The 15,410-nt window shown below is 70.8% G+C and carries 16 protein-coding genes; 6 read left to right on the top strand and 10 right to left on the bottom strand.

Features of this window, described 5'->3' with window-relative positions; all coding sequences use genetic code 11:
• Positions 1-29 precede the first annotated feature (29 nt).
• Positions 30-434, bottom strand: coding sequence for a DUF5830 family protein (locus tag Hbl1158_RS13175; protein WP_234297712.1), 405 nt, complete (start codon positions 432-434; stop codon positions 30-32).
• A 122-nt stretch (positions 435-556) separates the two neighbouring features.
• Here Hbl1158_RS13175 and Hbl1158_RS13170 point away from each other — a divergent pair, with 122 nt between their 5' ends.
• Complete coding sequence (locus Hbl1158_RS13170) at positions 557-1,234, top strand: TVP38/TMEM64 family protein (RefSeq protein WP_234297711.1); 678 nt, start codon at positions 557-559, stop codon at positions 1,232-1,234.
• A gap of 106 nt (positions 1,235-1,340) precedes the next feature.
• Here Hbl1158_RS13170 and Hbl1158_RS13165 read toward each other — a convergent pair whose 3' ends face one another.
• Positions 1,341-1,775 (bottom strand): N-acetyltransferase, encoded by a 435-nt coding sequence (locus Hbl1158_RS13165; protein WP_234297710.1) that lies wholly within the window; start codon positions 1,773-1,775, stop codon positions 1,341-1,343.
• The gene (locus Hbl1158_RS13160; RefSeq protein WP_234297709.1) at positions 1,772-3,247 is read right to left on the bottom strand and encodes a DUF92 domain-containing protein; all 1,476 of its coding nucleotides are present in this window, start codon (positions 3,245-3,247) and stop codon (positions 1,772-1,774) included. The genes Hbl1158_RS13165 and Hbl1158_RS13160 overlap by 4 nt, the downstream gene beginning before the upstream one ends.
• Before the next feature lie 110 nt (positions 3,248-3,357).
• Between Hbl1158_RS13160 and Hbl1158_RS13155 the strand changes: the two genes are divergently transcribed.
• Complete coding sequence (locus Hbl1158_RS13155) at positions 3,358-3,966, top strand: undecaprenyl diphosphate synthase family protein (protein ID WP_234297708.1); 609 nt, start codon at positions 3,358-3,360, stop codon at positions 3,964-3,966.
• A gap of 31 nt (positions 3,967-3,997) precedes the next feature.
• Here Hbl1158_RS13155 and uppS read toward each other — a convergent pair whose 3' ends face one another.
• From uppS to cofG, 3 genes are all read right to left on the bottom strand, one after another.
• Entirely contained in the window at positions 3,998-4,951 is a 954-nt protein-coding gene (gene uppS / locus Hbl1158_RS13150; RefSeq protein WP_234297707.1) for a polyprenyl diphosphate synthase, read from the bottom strand.
• A gap of 126 nt (positions 4,952-5,077) precedes the next feature.
• Entirely contained in the window at positions 5,078-5,944 is an 867-nt protein-coding gene (locus Hbl1158_RS13145) for a mechanosensitive ion channel family protein (protein ID WP_234297706.1), read from the bottom strand.
• Between the two features lie 62 nt (positions 5,945-6,006).
• Entirely contained in the window at positions 6,007-7,152 is a 1,146-nt protein-coding gene (cofG, locus tag Hbl1158_RS13140) for a 7,8-didemethyl-8-hydroxy-5-deazariboflavin synthase subunit CofG (protein WP_234297705.1), read from the bottom strand.
• Positions 7,153-7,338: 186 nt separating this feature from the next.
• Here cofG and Hbl1158_RS13135 point away from each other — a divergent pair, with 186 nt between their 5' ends.
• Positions 7,339-8,007 (top strand): dienelactone hydrolase family protein, encoded by a 669-nt coding sequence (locus Hbl1158_RS13135; protein ID WP_234297704.1) that lies wholly within the window; start codon positions 7,339-7,341, stop codon positions 8,005-8,007.
• Positions 8,008-8,170: 163 nt separating this feature from the next.
• Positions 8,171-8,497: a hypothetical protein gene (locus tag Hbl1158_RS13130; protein ID WP_234297703.1), complete on the top strand. Its 327-nt coding sequence runs from the start codon at positions 8,171-8,173 to the stop codon at positions 8,495-8,497.
• Positions 8,498-8,538: 41 nt separating this feature from the next.
• Here the strand turns inward: Hbl1158_RS13130 and cofC are convergent, their stop codons facing one another.
• From cofC to Hbl1158_RS13110, 4 genes are all read right to left on the bottom strand, one after another.
• The gene (cofC, locus tag Hbl1158_RS13125) at positions 8,539-9,222 is read right to left on the bottom strand and encodes a 2-phospho-L-lactate guanylyltransferase (protein ID WP_234297702.1); all 684 of its coding nucleotides are present in this window, start codon (positions 9,220-9,222) and stop codon (positions 8,539-8,541) included.
• Between the two features lie 22 nt (positions 9,223-9,244).
• Complete coding sequence (locus Hbl1158_RS13120; protein ID WP_234297701.1) at positions 9,245-10,036, bottom strand: hypothetical protein; 792 nt, start codon at positions 10,034-10,036, stop codon at positions 9,245-9,247.
• Positions 10,005-11,186: a tubulin/FtsZ family protein gene (locus Hbl1158_RS13115; RefSeq protein WP_234297700.1), complete on the bottom strand. Its 1,182-nt coding sequence runs from the start codon at positions 11,184-11,186 to the stop codon at positions 10,005-10,007. The genes Hbl1158_RS13120 and Hbl1158_RS13115 overlap by 32 nt, the downstream gene beginning before the upstream one ends.
• 318 nt (positions 11,187-11,504) lie before the next feature.
• Positions 11,505-12,440 carry a complex I NDUFA9 subunit family protein gene (locus Hbl1158_RS13110; RefSeq protein WP_234297699.1) on the bottom strand — a complete coding sequence of 312 codons (936 nt, stop codon included), beginning with the start codon at positions 12,438-12,440 and terminating at the stop codon, positions 11,505-11,507.
• A gap of 285 nt (positions 12,441-12,725) precedes the next feature.
• Here Hbl1158_RS13110 and Hbl1158_RS13105 point away from each other — a divergent pair, with 285 nt between their 5' ends.
• Together Hbl1158_RS13105 and guaA are read left to right on the top strand one after the other, a co-directional pair.
• Complete coding sequence (locus Hbl1158_RS13105; protein ID WP_234297698.1) at positions 12,726-14,411, top strand: CTP synthase; 1,686 nt, start codon at positions 12,726-12,728, stop codon at positions 14,409-14,411.
• The gene (guaA, locus tag Hbl1158_RS13100) at positions 14,411-15,328 is read left to right on the top strand and encodes a glutamine-hydrolyzing GMP synthase (protein WP_234297697.1); all 918 of its coding nucleotides are present in this window, start codon (positions 14,411-14,413) and stop codon (positions 15,326-15,328) included. Before Hbl1158_RS13105 ends, guaA begins: the two co-directional genes overlap by 1 nt.
• Positions 15,329-15,410: the final 82 nt, after the last annotated feature.

Raw genomic sequence — 15,410 nt, 5'->3', positions numbered from 1 at the left:
TCGGCACCGCGGTACGACCGTCTCCCTCGCTACTCCTCTCGACCGGTCACCTTCCGGATGCACGAGGAGCCGAACGGCCCGAGTTCGCCGGCGTCGAGCCGGAGGAAGTGGCCCGTCGTGATCCCAGCGCCGCACCGGCGACACGAGAAGTCGCCCTCCCGGCGGATCACTCGCGAGTCGAGTCGGACCGTCCCGGAGCCGTGAACGCGGACGACGGCATCCTCGCGCTCGATGACCCCCCGGCGTTCGGCCTCCTCCAGCGCCTCCCGGGTGACGGCCGGGCTGGTCGTCACCGTCTCCAGCCGGTCGAGCAGCTCCGGCAGCGGAAGCTCGTCGTCCGCCAGGTGATCCAGCAGGTCGACCGCCAGCTCGACCGTCTCGGATCGGCTCCGGGCCTCGCCACGATCCCTCGCCCGGTCGTCTTCCGGTGGCACGTCGTCGTGCGTTGCCGGCGGCGGGCTTTACCGTTTCCGGGACGGCCCGGTCCGACGGCCGCGGCGACGGTCGATCGCGCTGGGATCGTACCCCTTATTCCCCCGAGCGACCGATGACGACCGTGAATCGTCGCGTGCTCGCGGGCGGCGCGATCGCCGCCGGCGTCCTCCTCGCGGCCGTCCTCACGTCGCCGGCGGCGGTACTCGACCGCGTGTCGTGGATCGTCGCCGATCCCGTTCGCCTACTCGCGGTGCTGATCGGACTCGCGATCGTGCGACCGATACTGGCGTGGCCGGTGACGCTCGTGGCCGTCCTGGCGGGATACGGGTTCGGTCTCGCGGCGGCCCCGCTGTCGCTCGGGCTCATGGTGCTCACCTCCGTCCCGCCGTTCCTGTTCGCGCGCCGGGGCCGGATCGACGGCGGCGGGGGGATCGTCGGCGGCGGCGGACGGGCCGGGGCGGCCGTTGACCGACTGGTCGGCGCGGGCGAGCGCGCCGTCTCCGTCGCCGGCGGGACGCGCTCGGTCGCCGCCTCGCGACTGCTCCCCATCCCGTCGGACGCCGTCTCGGTCGGGGCCGGCCTCGCGGGCGTCAAGACCGTGCCGTTCGTGCTCGGGAGCGCCATCGGCGAGCTTCCGTGGGCCGTTGCCGGCACGGTCGCGGGCGCGTCCGCCGGTCGGATCGCGACCGACGGACTCTCGGAGGCGTTCGATCCACGACTGGTCGCGACGGCGGGCCTCGCCGGCCTCCTCCTGCTCGCCGGACCGGCGTACCGCTACTACGCGGCGCGGCCCGAGTGAGTCGCCACGGCGAGCCTCGAGCCGCGCGTGACTGGACGGCCGTCCGGGCCGTCTGCACCGTCCGAGTCGTTCGAGCCGTTCGAGCCGTGTTCGTTCGCGACCGTACTCACGGATCGTTCGCCAGCAGGATCGCGTCCGTCCCGTCGTCGTAGAAGCGGGGGCGGCGCTCGACCGGTCGGAACCCCAGGTCGTCGTACAGCGCCCGCGCGGCGTCGTTGTCGGCGGCGACCAGCAGCGTGACCCGCTCTTGTGTCCTCGCGAGCACGCGCGAGAGCAGGCGCGTCGCGCGACCCTCCCGTCGGTGTTCGGGGTGGACGACCAGCTCCGCAACGTGAATTCCGTCGCCGTCCACCGGGAGCACGTAGCCGACGGGGACCCCGTCGGCGTCTCGAGCGTCGCCGCCCTCGGCCGGAACGCGGTCGACGAGCACGCGCCCGGTCGCGAGCCCGTGAGTCAACAGCGACGGGCTCGGCTCGCGGAGGTGCGCTTGAAGCGCGCGGAGGGCGGGCTCGTCGGCCGGGCGACCGGGGCGGATCGTCACGACACGGGGAGCGCCGCGGCGACGCCGACGGCCAGCGCCGCGGCGTCGAAAGCGGCCGCGAGCGTCGACGCCGCGGGCACCGACGCCGCGCCGACGGCGACCGCGAGGGCGACGCCCGACAGCGCGCCCGACAGCGTCGCGAGCGTGTTCACCGCCTGGTTCCCGAGCCGGTCGCCCTCGACGGTCGCCCCGAGGAGGCTGTCGACGGTCATGCCGACGACGCCGGCGGCGACGACCGCGCCCGCGACCGGTGCGACCGCGACGGAGGCCGACCCGCCGGCGACGCCGGCGACCCCGACCCTCGTCCCGAGCGGCATCACGAGCGCCGCGATTGCGGCGACGAGCCCCGCGCCGGCGACGCCCGCGAGTTCGCCCTGCCAGGTGATCGCGCCGTCGGTACCGGGCTCGACCGGTCGGAGGGTCGTGACGAGCCGCGGCGTGTCGAACAGCCCGCCGAACTCCGAGGAGAGCGTGTCGGCCATCGCCGTCGCGACGGATCCGGCGAACGCGAACGCGAACAGCGTCGGGACGGCCGAGTCGGGGACGACCGCCCGGGCGACCGCGAAGCCGGCCACGGCGACTAAGGCGACGCCGGCGTTGCCGAGGACGTTGCCCGCGGCGCGCGCGCCGTCGTTGCCCTCGGCGACGCCGCGGTCGTCCTTCTCCTCGAACCGGAACTTGGCGGCGAGACCGCCGACGGCGAAAAACGAGATGAGCACGGCGAACCAGCCGTAGCCGCCGAGGACGACCGCTGTGAATCCCAGGAGGACACCGGTGAGCATCCCAGAGACGGAGGCGGTCTCGAGGACGTACGAGACGACGCCGAGGCCGACCGAGACGGCGAGGCCGACGGCGACGACCGACGGCGACGTGGCGACGCCGCCGGCCTCCGAGAGCGCCGACAGCACCCACAACAGGAACCCCACCGACACTATCACGATGGGGTCGTCGCGGGGGAACAGCACCGAGCGAAGCAGCGCGGCCACGAGGGCGGCCGTCGCCGCGAGGACGACGAACGTGGGCAGCGTCGCGAGCGCGAACGACTCGGCGGCGACCGCGACCGCGACCTGCCCGACGACGGCCGCGAGGAACGCCGCGAGCGCGAACGCCGTCGTCATCGCGAACTCGTCGCCCGTCGACTCGCGGACGAACTCCCGACCGAGGACGCCGTACGCCACCGAGACGACGGCCGCGGCGTACACCGTCGTCGGCATCGGTGACTGCGGGAGCGCCGTCAACACGCCGAGGGCGGTCGCGGCCAGCGCGAAGCCCGCCAGCCCGTTGAGCCGGCGGTCCTCGTAGTCGCCGGGACGGGCGAACAGTTCGAACAGGCGTCCCTCCTCGACGACGAACGCCGCGAGGACGGCGACCGCGGCGAACGGCGCGGCCGCCGCCGGGCCCAACGCCGGCGCGGCCAGGACCGCGGAGGCGACGACGGCGAATCCCCCCGCGCGCCGCAGTCGGTGTCTCACGGCCGACGGTATCGCCGACGAGCACTTAACGGTCCCGGGACGGCCGGGCGTCGCCGGCGCGGCCCGCGAACGGTAACGCTTTGACCCGCGACCGCACACCGCCTCGACACGTGGGACTGTACGACGCGTACCTCGGCGTTCGCCACCGGCTGAACGAGGGCGACGCGCCAGAACACGTCGCGCTCGTCATCGCCGAGCGCGACCTGCTCGAGCAGGGCGCATACGGCACGCTGGAGTCGTTTCTCGGGTGGGCGTTCGAGTTCGGGGCCGACCGCGTCACGGTCTCCGTCTCCGTGCTCGACGAGGCGGTCGTCGACACGCTCGCGCGCGAACTCGCGGACGTCGACGCTCCCCGACGGATCGCTGTGCGCACGCCCGACGACACCGAACCGGCCGACGCGCCCGTCCGGGTGAACATCGGCCTCGGCGGCAAGCGGGAGTTCGCCCGGGCGGTCCGCGAGGTCGCCGCGGCGGTCGACGCCGGCGACCTCGATCCCGACGACATCGCGGAGGCGGACATCGAGGAGCGGCTGATATTCCCCGAGGAGCCGGACCTCGTGATCAAGACCGGCGCGGAGCGCCTCTCGGATTTCCTCATCTGGCAGTCCGTCTACTCGGAGCTGTACTTCACGGACGTGAACTGGCGCGACTTCCGCAAGCGCGACTACCTCCGGGCGGTGTTGGACTACCAGAACCGCCAGCGGCGGTTCGGACGGTGAGCGGTCGCCGTCGGGTCCCACCGCGAGCGACTCAGTCGGCCGTCTCGCCCGCGGTCTCCCCGCCCCCCGCCGCCTCGACCTCCAGCGCCTCGTCGACCGCGTCGGCGTCGCCGGGCAGTCGCTCGCGCAACCGCGCGGCGACCGCCCGCGCCTCGTCTAACTCGACCTCCGCCAGCGCGCGCACCAGCGCCGCCGCCCGCCTCGCGCGGGCGCGACGCCACGACTCCTCGCGGGCCTCGTAGGTTCGGATCGACCGCAGGAAGTCGACCTTCGAGAACTCCGGCCAGTAGGGCGAACAGAAGTACGCCGCCGCCTCGTTGCCGTTGGCGTGCCACGGGAGGAAGTTCGAGGTGCGCTCGTCGCCCCCCGTCCTGATGATGAGGTCCACGTCGCGGACGGGGCGGCGGTAGAGCCTGGACTCCACCTCCGCGACCCCCACCTCGTCGGCCGCGAGGTCGCCGTCGGCCACGTCGCTGGCGACTTCCCGGACCGCCCCGAGCAGTTCGTTGCGCCCGCCGTACGCAAGCGCGATGTTGAGGGTGAACGCGTCGTACTCGGCGGTGCGGTCCTCCGCGTACGCGACCGCGTCGCGGACGCGCTCGGGGAGGCGGTCGACCTCGCCGAGCGCGCGGATACACACGCCCTGCTCGTGGACGCGGTCGGCGTCGGCGAACTCGCGGAGTTTGTCCTCGAGGAGGTCGAACAGCGGCTTCAGTTCCTCGTCGGGACGGTCGAAGTTCTCCGTCGAGAAGGCGTACAGCGTCAGCTCCTCGACGCCCAGATCCGCACACCAGTCGAGCACGCGCTCGGTCGTGTCCGCCCCGGCGCGATGCCCGTCCGGGGCGTCCTCGCCGTTTCGGCGCGCGTACCGACGGTTGCCGTCCTGGATGATCGCGACGTGGTCGGGGCCGTCGCCGATCTCGCGCCGGAGCAGACGCTCGTAGGCGCTGTCGAGGGCCGTCCGGACGCGGTCGCGAAGAGTCACTACCCTATCAGTACCCGTCACGGGATATGTGTCTTGCGAGCGGTGCCACCCGGCGGGGACGCGATGGGCGGCGACGACGCACCCCTCCGAGGCCGCGCCGGCGGCCGCAAAGCCGTCGGTCCGTCGCTACGCCTCGTCGGCGACCGACTCCAGCACCTCCACCTCGCCGGTGAGCTGGCGGTAGACGTACGGCATGTCGATGCCCTCCTCGTCGAAGCGCTCCTTCACCGCCTGGACGTACTCCGAGCGCACGCGGACAAAGTCGCCGCGGTCGGGGTCGTCGATCCAGAATCGGCTCTGGAGCCCGACCGCCGAGTCGCCCAACTCGGTGACGCGCACAGAGGGCGCAGGGTCGTCGAGGATCTCGTCGATCGCCTCGGCCTCCTCGATGACGCAGTCGGTCGCGTGGTCGATGTCGTCGTCGTAGCCGATGCCGAAGACGAACTTCTGGCGGAGCGTGTCGTAGGCGACGGGGTTGGTGATCGCGTTGTTCGCGAGATCCCCGTTCGGGACCGTGATGCGCTCGTTGTCGAAGGTTCGGACGCGGGAGACGCGCAGGTCGATGTCCTCGACGCGCCCCGCGTTGCCGTCCCACTCGATCCAGTCGCCCACCTCGAACGGCTTGTCCTTGATGATGAACACGCCGGCGACGAAGTTACCGATGAGGTCCTGCGCGGCGAAGCCGATCGCCAGCGCGAACGCGCCGCCCAGCGTCGCCGCCGCGGTCAGGAACCGCGGGAAGCCGGCCGCCATGAACCCGATCGATATCGCGAGCACGACCACGAGCGCGCCCAGCACGCTGTCCCCGAGGCTCAACACCGTGCGGTCGAAGCCCCGGCGCTTGAGCACCCGTCGGACGAGCGGCACGAGCACGAGCTTCCCGATCAGGTAGGTGAGGACGAAGCCGACCACGAAGCCGAGCACGTTCGTCAGGTACCCCGAGAGGGTCTCCGTCAGTCCGCCGATCGTCGTCTGCAACGCGACAGGATCCATTGTGTCGACTCCGCGTTGGACGGTTGGCGGCAAGAAACTGCTGGCGTCGCGTCCGACGCGAGTCACACCGACAGCGGCGCGTCGCGACGGGCGACGCCGCGGAAGCGCTCCCCGTGAACGCTCTCGTCGGCGAGCGCCGCGGGGATCTGCCCGTGGAGCCAGCTTCCCGGAGCGGGGTCGCCGTCGAATCCGGCGCGCCGGTGCTCCTCCGGCAGGAAGCGGTCGTGGGTCGGGAGCCGTTCGTGCAGCGGAACGCCGCCGGAGTCGGCGATCTCGCTGAGTTCGTCGAGGGCGGGCCACGCGTACTCCGGGTTGATGTAGTCGTCCGTCACCGGAGAGACGCCGCCGAGGTCGTCGACGCCACAGTCGAGCAGGTCGCTCACCGGCGCGAGGTTCGGCGGCGACTGCACCGACACCTCCGGCGGCAACGCGGCCCGCGCCATCGCCGTCACCCGCCGCATCGTCGCCGCCGAGGGCCCCGGGAAGTCCGAGCGCTCGTTGGGCGTCACCGGCTGGACGATCACCTCCTGCACGTGGCCATAGCGCTCGTGCAGGTCGCGGATCGCGAGCAGCGACTCGGCCCTGTCCGACCACCCCTCGCCGATGCCGACGAGGATCCCGGTCGTGAACGGCACCCGGGCTTCCCCCGCGGCGCGAATCGTGTCGAGCCGCTGGCCGGGCGTCTTCCGCCTGCTCCCGGCGTGGGCGTCCACGTCCGCGGTCGTCTCCAGCATCACGCCCATCGAGGCGTTCACGTCGCGGAGGCGGCGAAACTCCGGTTCGGTGAGGTCGCCGGGGTTCGAGTGCGGGAGCAGGCCCTCCTCCAGGGCGATCTCGCAGGCGCGCTCGTTGTAGTCGACGATCGAGTCGAATCCCCACTCGGCGAGTTGGTCGTGGATCGCGGTGTAGCGCGAGTCCGGCTTGTCGCCGAACGTGAACAGCGCCTCGGTACAGCCGGCGTCCGCGCCGACGCGACATCGATCGCGTACCTCCTCGGGCGACAGGAGGCTCGCCTCGCCGGGCACGTCGTAGTAGGTGCAGTACGTGCAGGTGTACCGGCAGGCGGTCGTCAACGGGACGAACACGTTCCGGGCGAACGTCAACTCGGACGCGGCGGAGACGTCCTCGGGGCCGACTGACAGCAGGCGCTCCACGTCCGCATCCGCGACCGTCACGTCGATGTCGTACTCGTCCGCGCCCGGGAACACGGCCGGAGGTCGCCGACCGAGGGGCAAAAACGAGTCGGTCGCGGGGAGGGACTCGGGGATCGGTAGACGCGGACCGGAGTTCCGCGCTGGCCGAACGCCACGCCGTCCCCGACGGCCACGGCTCGACCCGCGAGCGCGACTTCCGCCACCACAACCGATACCCCGTCGCCGCACGACCGACCGACCGTGACCGACATCGACACCTCGACGCTCGAGGGCCCCCACGCCGGCCAGCCCGTCCGCCACGCCGGCGCTGATCTCGACGACGCGACCGCGGCGGTCGTGATGGTCCACGGCCGCGGCGCGACCGCACACAGCATCCTCGGGATGGCCGGGGAGTTCGAGGCCGACGACGTGGCGTACCTCGCGCCCTCGGCCGCCCGCAACACCTGGTACCCCCACTCGTTCATGGAGCCGATGCCGAAGAACCAGCCGCACCTCGACTCCGCACTCGCGTTCGTCGGGAGCGTCGCGGGCGAGGCCGCCGACGCCGTCGGCCGCGAGAACGTGCTCCTGCTCGGCTTCTCGCAGGGGGCGTGTCTCTCCTCGGAGTGGGTCGCGCGCAACGCCGCCCGCTTCGGGGGTCTCGTGGGCTTCTCCGGCGGCCTCATCGGCCCCGAGGGAACTCCCCGCGAGTACGACGGCGACCTCGACGGCACGCCCGCCTTCCTCGGCTGCTCGGACGTGGACCCGCACATCCCGCTGGAGCGAGTCGAGGAGACGACCGAAGTGCTGGAGGAACTGGGCGCGGACGTGGACGAACGCATCTACGAGGGGATGGGCCACGGCGTCAACGAGGACGAACTGAGCGCCGCGAAGGCGATGGTTGCGAGTCTCGAACGCGACGGCGAGTAGGGGACCGATCTCCCCGTTGTCGACTCCATCTATCGAGGCCCCGTAATCTCCGAGTGCGCTCGGTTCCGCGCGGGCGGACGGAACCGTGCGAGTTCGCACGGGTCGCTCGCGAGAGGGGTGATTCCCGAAAATAATTACTCCCTGCCGGTGTGAGTTCTCAGGTATGCCCTCCGCCGGTTCACTCGCCGTCGAGTGGCTCGCGAGCGGTGCGGTCGTCACGCTCCTGGGAGCGCTCATCAGGTTCGCGGGATGGACGTGGTTGCTGGCCGGTTACGACGAGTCGACCTCGCCGCTTCCCGACGACGTCGTCGGGGAGATGGCCGGGAACACGGTCCTCCGCGTCGGGATCGCCGTCCTCGCGGTCGGGGCGCTCGCGAGCGTGACGGACCCGCCGTCGTCTCTCACAGTCGTTGTCGGCGCGGCGATCCTGTTGGACGTGGGACGCCTCTTTTACCGGTTGAACGCCGGGATGTCCGCACGGACTGCCTAACGGTGTCGGGGGCGAACGGACGGATCCGCCGTCGGCTTCCACTACCCGTCCCCCTCCCGCACGACCGACACGCGTCCGTCACCCGTATCCAGGCGAAATCCCGCCGCGACCAGCCAGTCGCGGGCGGCACCGTCGCCCGAGAGCAGTACCTCCGCCAGGTCCTCGCGCTCGTCGATATCGGTCGCGAGCCGCCGGGAGTCGACCTCGCGAACGGTCGCGCCGACGTCGCGAGCCGCCCGGAGGTGATCGAGCGACGACGCGCCGTGGTAGTCGACACGGAACGCCGGATGTCGGACGAGCAGCGCGTTCGTGCCGCCGCCGCGACCCGGGGCGATCGTCACGTCGGCGACGCCCTCGCTGGTGTCGGCACCGTCGCCGCCGATGCCGTCGCGACCGTGCAGGCGTGCGAGTGCCCGGGGCGTCGCGAGCGCCAGGTCCGCCATCACCACCGCCAGCGGCGACTCCGGACCTGGGTCGTGCGCGTCGAACGCGGCGTTCACCGCCTCGGTCAGCGGCCGGTCGTCGACCGTCTCGGGCACGTCGCGGCCGGTCGCCTCGGTGGCGAGCAGTCGCGGCCGGAACTCCGCCGCCCGCAACGCCGCGAGCACGTCCGAGAGCATCGCCTCGGCGAACTCGCGTCGCTCGGCGGGCGAGAGCGTCTCCGACAGCCGCGTCTTCGGGCGGTCGGGGGCGAACGGAACGAGCGCGTCGACGGGACGGGACACGGGGAGGGGAAGTCCGCCCGGGTCAGCCGAGCTTGTCGTAGCCGTCGCCGCGGCTCCGCAGGAACAGCACGACGCCGCCGGCGACGAGCGCGAGCACGACCAGCCCGGCGACGCCGTAGAGGATCAGCTGATTGCGCTGTTGGCTGCTTTCGGCCTGGTTGGCCTCGGTCTCGGCGCGCTCGGCCAGCGAGGCGGCGTTGTCGAAGTTGCCGGCCTCGTAGGCGTCGACGGCGCTGGCGAACGACTCCTCGGCGGTGTCGGGGTTGCCCGCGGCGTCGATGGCCTCGCGTGCGGACTCCATCGCCTCACGGGCCTCCCGGCTGTCGGCGGTGTAGTGGGTCGCCGAGACGTTCGCCAGTTCGTTCGAGCTGCCGCCCTCGCGGGTCTGATCCAGCGCGTACAACTGGAACGACTGCTGCGGGTCGTAGCTGTACGCCTCGACGGCCGGCACCGTCCCCGTCACGCGGACGCGCACTTCCGAGGTGCCCTCGTCGATGTCGACGGTCGCCCCGGAGAAGTTCTGCCCGTCGTACGATTCCTGGCGCACCTGGTTGCCCGCCTGGTTCAGGAACGTCACGGTCCACGTCACGTCCTGCAGCGCGGTCTGGCCGGCGATCTGCCACGTCTCGTAGGTGTCGTACAGCTGCGTCAGCGTCACGGTCGCGGTCACCTGCGAGTCGACCTCGCCCTCCTCTGGCACGTCGGTCTGTTGGACCGAGACGGCTGCCGCCGGCGCGACCGCGGCGATCAGGAGGGCACAGACGACGAGGACCGCGGTGAGCTTAGAACAGCGACTCAAGCTCGTCCTCGTCATCGCTGATGAGTGTGTCGAGGTTGTCCTCGCTCTCCTGCCGGATGTCGTCGATGTTCTCCTGGGCCTCGATGGCGACCTGCTGGAGCTCCTTGATCCGCGGGACGTTCGTCACGCCCGACAACAGGATGACGCTCGCGACGAAGCCGGACCCCTTGACGGGGTAGTCGCCGCCGCGGACCTCCATCGACCCGGTCTGCTCCTCGAGCCACTTGCGACCGCGTTCGATGCCCTTTCGATTGAGGTGCTGCGGCGGCCCCGCCATCACGAGCAGGGCGCGCTCGGTGCCCTCGATCTCACACGGGAGGGTGAGTCGACCCAGCGCCGCCTTGCGCACGAGCGAGGTGATCCGGTTGGTGGTGTGGGCGGTGTCGAGGTCCTCGTCGCCGTCGTCGCCGGTGAGCCGCGAGAGCAGCCCGCCGCCGCCGGCGGCCTCCTCGACCTCCTCGCTGGCGTAGCCGACCGTGGAGACGCCGCCGCCAGAGAGCGTGTTGATGATCTCCGAGGAGTCGACGACCGACTCGGCGACTTCCTGGCCCTGTTCGACCTCGCCCGCGCCGAAGAGGATGCCGAACCGCTTGACGATCTCCTCGTTGATCTCGTCGTAGCCGCCGGAGACGGACTCCCCGGTCTTGCGCCACGCGTCGTTGTCGAACACCATGAGGTTGTCCACCTCGCGGACGAACGTCTGGAACGAGCGCGCCGCGTTGAGCGTGTAGATCCCTCCTTCGTCGGATCCGGGCAGGACGCCGAGCCCGTAGACGGGCTCGGTGTAGATGCGCTTGAGGTGCTTCGCGAGCACCGGCGCGCCGCCGGAGCCCGTGCCGCCCCCCAGCCCGGCGACGACCAGGAACGCGTCGACCTCGTGGACCGGGATCGAGTCGATCGCGCCCTGCACCTCGTCGATGTCCTCCTCGGCGATCTCCGCGCCGAGTTCGTTGTCCGCGCCGACCCCGTGGCCCTTGACCCGGGACTGCCCGATGAGGACGCGCTGGTCCTGCGGGATCTCCTCGAGTCCCATGAGGTCCGCCTTGGCCGTGTTGACCGCGACGGCCGCTCGCACGATGTCGCTTCCCGTGCGCTGGTCGTACTGGACGAACTTGTCCACGATCTTCCCCCCCGCCTGCCCGAATCCGATGAGTGCCAGTTTCATGCGTCTCCCCTCCTCATTGGGCGTGAGTCAATCGGAGGACGACGAAAAGCCTTGTGATGCACCTATCAAACTCGAGACGGTGAGACGGAGTCACATCCGTCAAAACCGCACGAAAGCGCCGGGGTAGTTCTGTCCCCGATTCAGCGACAGTTCGGTGCGTGTCCGCAGCGTATGACACATTTATACCTTCCGTCGGGTGGGGTGTGATCCCCGTCGGATCACCGTCGATCGGGCCGATCCGTCGGCTGGCGCGCGATCGTCGAGGGCGTCGCAGCCGGTCCCCGAGTACACCCGATCCCACGGGGAACGGATAGCGGTCTACGCCGTGGCCGCCGTCTCCGCCCCGTCGTCGGCGGTCGCGAGGCCGAGGTACTCCTCGAACGTCCGCAGGTCCGCCTCGGTGACGCCGAAGGCGGTCACGTCGTTCCCGGAGACGACGTTGTCGAACTGCAGGGAGCGATACTGGTCCCGGCCCATCGGGAACCCCACCGACCCGAGCACGGTCAGGCCGACCTTCGCGAGCGGCATCGGGAGGGGGACGACGGTGATCGACTCCCCGTCGGCCTCGAACACCAGCTCGGAGATCTCTCGGAGCGAGAGCACGTCGGGGCCGCCGAACTCGTACGTCTCGCCGGCGTGTTCGGCCCCGTCGACGCAGTCGGCCAGCATCGGCACGAGGTCGCCGACCCAGATCGGCTGGAACCGGTTTCGTCCCCCGCCCGGGAGCGGGTAGACCGGAACGCCGGGCGCGAATATCTCCTTCAGGCGCTTCGTGAAGTGGACGAACTCCCCGCCGTCGCCGAAGACGACCGATGGTCGGACGATCACGTGGTCGGGGTCGGCGTCGCGGACGATCTCCTCGGCGCGCCCCTTCGAGCGGATGTAGTGGGTCGTCCCGTTCGGGTCCGCGCCGAGCGCGGACATCTGAACGAATCGGTCCACGCCGGCCTCCTCGGCGACGGCGACGAGGTTCTCGGTGCCGCCCCGGTGGATCCGTCCGTGCATCTCGTCGCCGCCGTCGGGCTTGAACAGCGGCGACAGCGCGACGAGGTTCACGACCGCGTCGGCGTCCGCGACGGGTCCCGTCAGCGTGTCGCGATCGGTCACGTCGCCCCGCTTCGTCACGACGCCGTCCGGGAGCCCCGCGCCGGAGGGGTCCCGCGCGAGCGCGACCACGTCGTGCCCGCGCTGGTCGAGTTCCGTACACAGGTGCGTCCCGATGAAGCCGGTACCGCCGGCCACGACTACGCGCATACCTTCGAAAGGAGCGGGCGGAACCTAAAGGTGCGGACGCCGGCGGGCGAACTGTTCCGGTCGTCGTCGGAAGGGGAACGCCCGGTCGGCGGCGACCGCGACGGACGACGGCGACCGCGACGGACGACGGCGACCGCGACGGTCCGGCGATAGTCGACCGCGACGACGCGACCGCGACGGTCGTCGGGCGGACGGAGTCGAGGCGATCGCCGGAGGGCGACGGGTCGGGGGTCGGGTCGGTGGCGGCTCCGAAACGTTCTTCCACGACCCTGCCGCACGGTCAGTATGCCGACCGAACAGACGGGGTACGACCCATCGCTGGGTCGCAAGTTCATTTTCGTCACGGGCGGGGTGATGTCCGGCCTGGGGAAGGGGATCACCGCCGCGTCGACGGGCCGCCTGCTCGCCAACGCGGGGTTCGACGTGACCGCGGTCAAGATCGATCCGTACCTGAACGTCGACGCGGGGACGATGAACCCCTACCAGCACGGGGAGGTGTACGTCCTGAAGGACGGCGGGGAGGTCGACCTCGACCTGGGCAACTACGAGCGGTTCCTCGGGGTCGACATGACCTCCGACCACAACGTCACGACGGGCAAGACGTACCAGCACGTCATCGAGAAGGAGCGCGCCGGCGACTACCTCGGGAAGACCGTCCAGGTCATCCCGCACGTCACCGACGACATCAAGCGCCGCATCCGCGAGGCCGCCGAGGGGAGCGACGTGTGTCTCGTCGAGATCGGCGGCACCGTCGGCGACATCGAGGGGATGCCGTACCTCGAGGCACTTCGGCAGTTCGCTCACGAGGAGGACGACGAGGACATCCTCTTCACGCACGTCACGCTCGTCCCCTACTCGAAGAACGGCGAACAGAAGACGAAGCCCACCCAGCACTCCGTGAAGGAACTGCGCTCGATCGGTCTGCAGCCGGACATCCTAGTGGGTCGCTGTGACGACGAACTGGACGAGTCAACGAAGGAGAAAATCGCGCTCTTTTGCGACGTGCCCACGGAGGCCGTGTTCTCGAATCCGGACGTGGAGGACGTGTACCACGTCCCGCTCACCGTCGAGGAGGAGGGCCTCGACGAGTACGTGATGGAGCGACTCGGCCTGACGGCGGAGGCGCTTCCCGAGGCCGAGCGCGAGAACACCTGGCGCGACCTCGTCACCCGCGAGCGCACCGGCGAGGTCGACGTCGCGCTCGTCGGCAAGTACGATCTGGAGGACGCGTACATGAGCGTCCACGAGGCGCTGAAACACGCCGGACTGGAGCACGGCGTCGACGTGAACGTGGTCTGGGTCGACGCCGACGAGGCCGACGGCGACCACCGCGAGCGACTCGAGTCCGCCGACGGCGTCGTCGTCCCCGGCGGCTTCGGCTCCCGAGGAACCGAGGGGAAGGTGGAGGCCGTCCGGTACGCCCGCGAGCACGACGTCCCCTTCCTCGGGCTGTGTCTGGGCTTCCAGATGGCCGTCGTCGACCACGCGCGAAACGTCCTCGGATGGGATGACGCCGACTCGACGGAGTTCGAACCGGAGACGCCGTACCCCGTCATCGACCTGCTCCCCGACCAGCACGACGAGGAGGACATGGGCGGCACGATGCGGCTCGGGGCCCACGAGACGGAGATCGAACCGGAGACGCTCGCCGAGCGGATCTACGACGACACGTCCTGTACGGAGCGCCACCGCCACCGCTACGAGGTGAACCCGAACTACATCGAGGAGTTACAGACCGACGGACTCGTGTTCTCCGGGCGCGCGGGACCGCGCATGGAGATACTCGAGCGCGACGACCACCCGTACTTCGTCGGCACGCAGTTCCACCCCGAGTTCCGCTCGCGCCCCGACCGCGCGTCGCCGCCGTTCGTTGGCCTGCTCGATGCCGTGCTCGACGAGACCGACCCCTACGGCAACGAGGAGTCCGCGGACGACCGCGACGCCGTCGCCGACGAGGAGGTGACCGCCTGATGGTGAACGTCGAGGAGTTCATCGACGAGGCGACCGCCGAGATCAGCGAGGCCGTCGGCGACGCGAACGCGATCATCGCCCTCTCGGGCGGCGTCGACTCGTCGGTCGCGGCGGCGCTCGCCTACCGCGCCATCGGCGAACAGCTCACCCCCGTCTACGTCGACACCGGGCTGATGCGCAAGGGCGAGACCGACCAGATCCGGGAGACGTTCTCGTTCATGGAGTCGCTGGAGGTCGTCGACGCCACGGACCGATTCCTCGAGGCGCTCGCGGGCGTGACCGACCCCGAGGAGAAGCGCCACGCCATCGGCGAACAGTTCATCCGCGAGTTCGAGCGCGAGGCCAGGGAGACGGACGCCCGATACCTCGTCCAGGGGACCATCTACCCCGACCGCATCGAGAGCGAGGGGAACATCAAGTCCCACCACAACGTCGGCGGGCTCCCCGACGCCGTCGACTTCGACGGCATCGTCGAACCGGTGCGCGACCTCTACAAGGACGAGGTCCGCGAGGTCGCCCGCGCGCTCGATCTGGAGGCCGTCATCTCCGAGCGCATGCCGTTCCCCGGTCCGGGGCTCGCCGTCCGGATCATCGGCGAGGTCACCGAGGAGAAACTGGCGGTCGCCCGCGACGCGAACCACGTCGTCGAGGAGGAGGTCGTCGAGCACGACCCGTGGCAGGCGTTCGCCGCCGTCATCGGGAAGGCGACCGGCGTGAAGGGCGACAACCGCGTCCACGGCTGGGTCGTCTCCGTGCGCTCGGTCGAGAGCCGGGACGGCATGACCGCCAGGGCGCAGAACCTCCCGTGGGAGACGCTCCAGCGCATCCAGTCGCGGATCACCGGCGAGAACGACGACGTGGCGCGCGTCGTCTACGACGTGACCCACAAGCCGCCCGCGACCATCGAGTACGAGTAGCCCGGGCGGCCACGCCCGCCCGTCGGCGCGGCGCGACAGACCGGCGAGACAGGAAGCTTATCCCCGCCAGCCGATTCGATCT

It is taken from the genome of Halobaculum sp. CBA1158, assembly GCF_021431925.1.
Classification (GTDB): Archaea; Halobacteriota; Halobacteria; order Halobacteriales; family Haloferacaceae; genus Halobaculum.
Note: the sequence above shows the minus strand (reverse complement) of the source record. Positions and strands in the feature narration are given on the sequence as shown.

What these genes read in the sequence shown, in the direction of transcription:
- Hbl1158_RS13120 (WP_234297701.1), bottom strand. Translation starts at nt 10,036, where the DNA reads ATGACGAGGACGAGCTTGAGTCGCTGTTCTAAGCTCACCGCGGTCCTC.
- Hbl1158_RS13130 (WP_234297703.1), top strand. Translation starts at nt 8,171, where the DNA reads ATGCCCTCCGCCGGTTCACTCGCCGTCGAGTGGCTCGCGAGCGGTGCG.
- Hbl1158_RS13145 (WP_234297706.1), bottom strand. Translation starts at nt 5,944, where the DNA reads ATGGATCCTGTCGCGTTGCAGACGACGATCGGCGGACTGACGGAGACC.
- Hbl1158_RS13105 (WP_234297698.1), top strand. Translation starts at nt 12,726, where the DNA reads ATGCCGACCGAACAGACGGGGTACGACCCATCGCTGGGTCGCAAGTTC.
- guaA (WP_234297697.1), top strand. Translation starts at nt 14,411, where the DNA reads ATGGTGAACGTCGAGGAGTTCATCGACGAGGCGACCGCCGAGATCAGC.
- Hbl1158_RS13110 (WP_234297699.1), bottom strand. Translation starts at nt 12,440, where the DNA reads ATGCGCGTAGTCGTGGCCGGCGGTACCGGCTTCATCGGGACGCACCTG.
- Hbl1158_RS13115 (WP_234297700.1), bottom strand. Translation starts at nt 11,186, where the DNA reads ATGAAACTGGCACTCATCGGATTCGGGCAGGCGGGGGGGAAGATCGTG.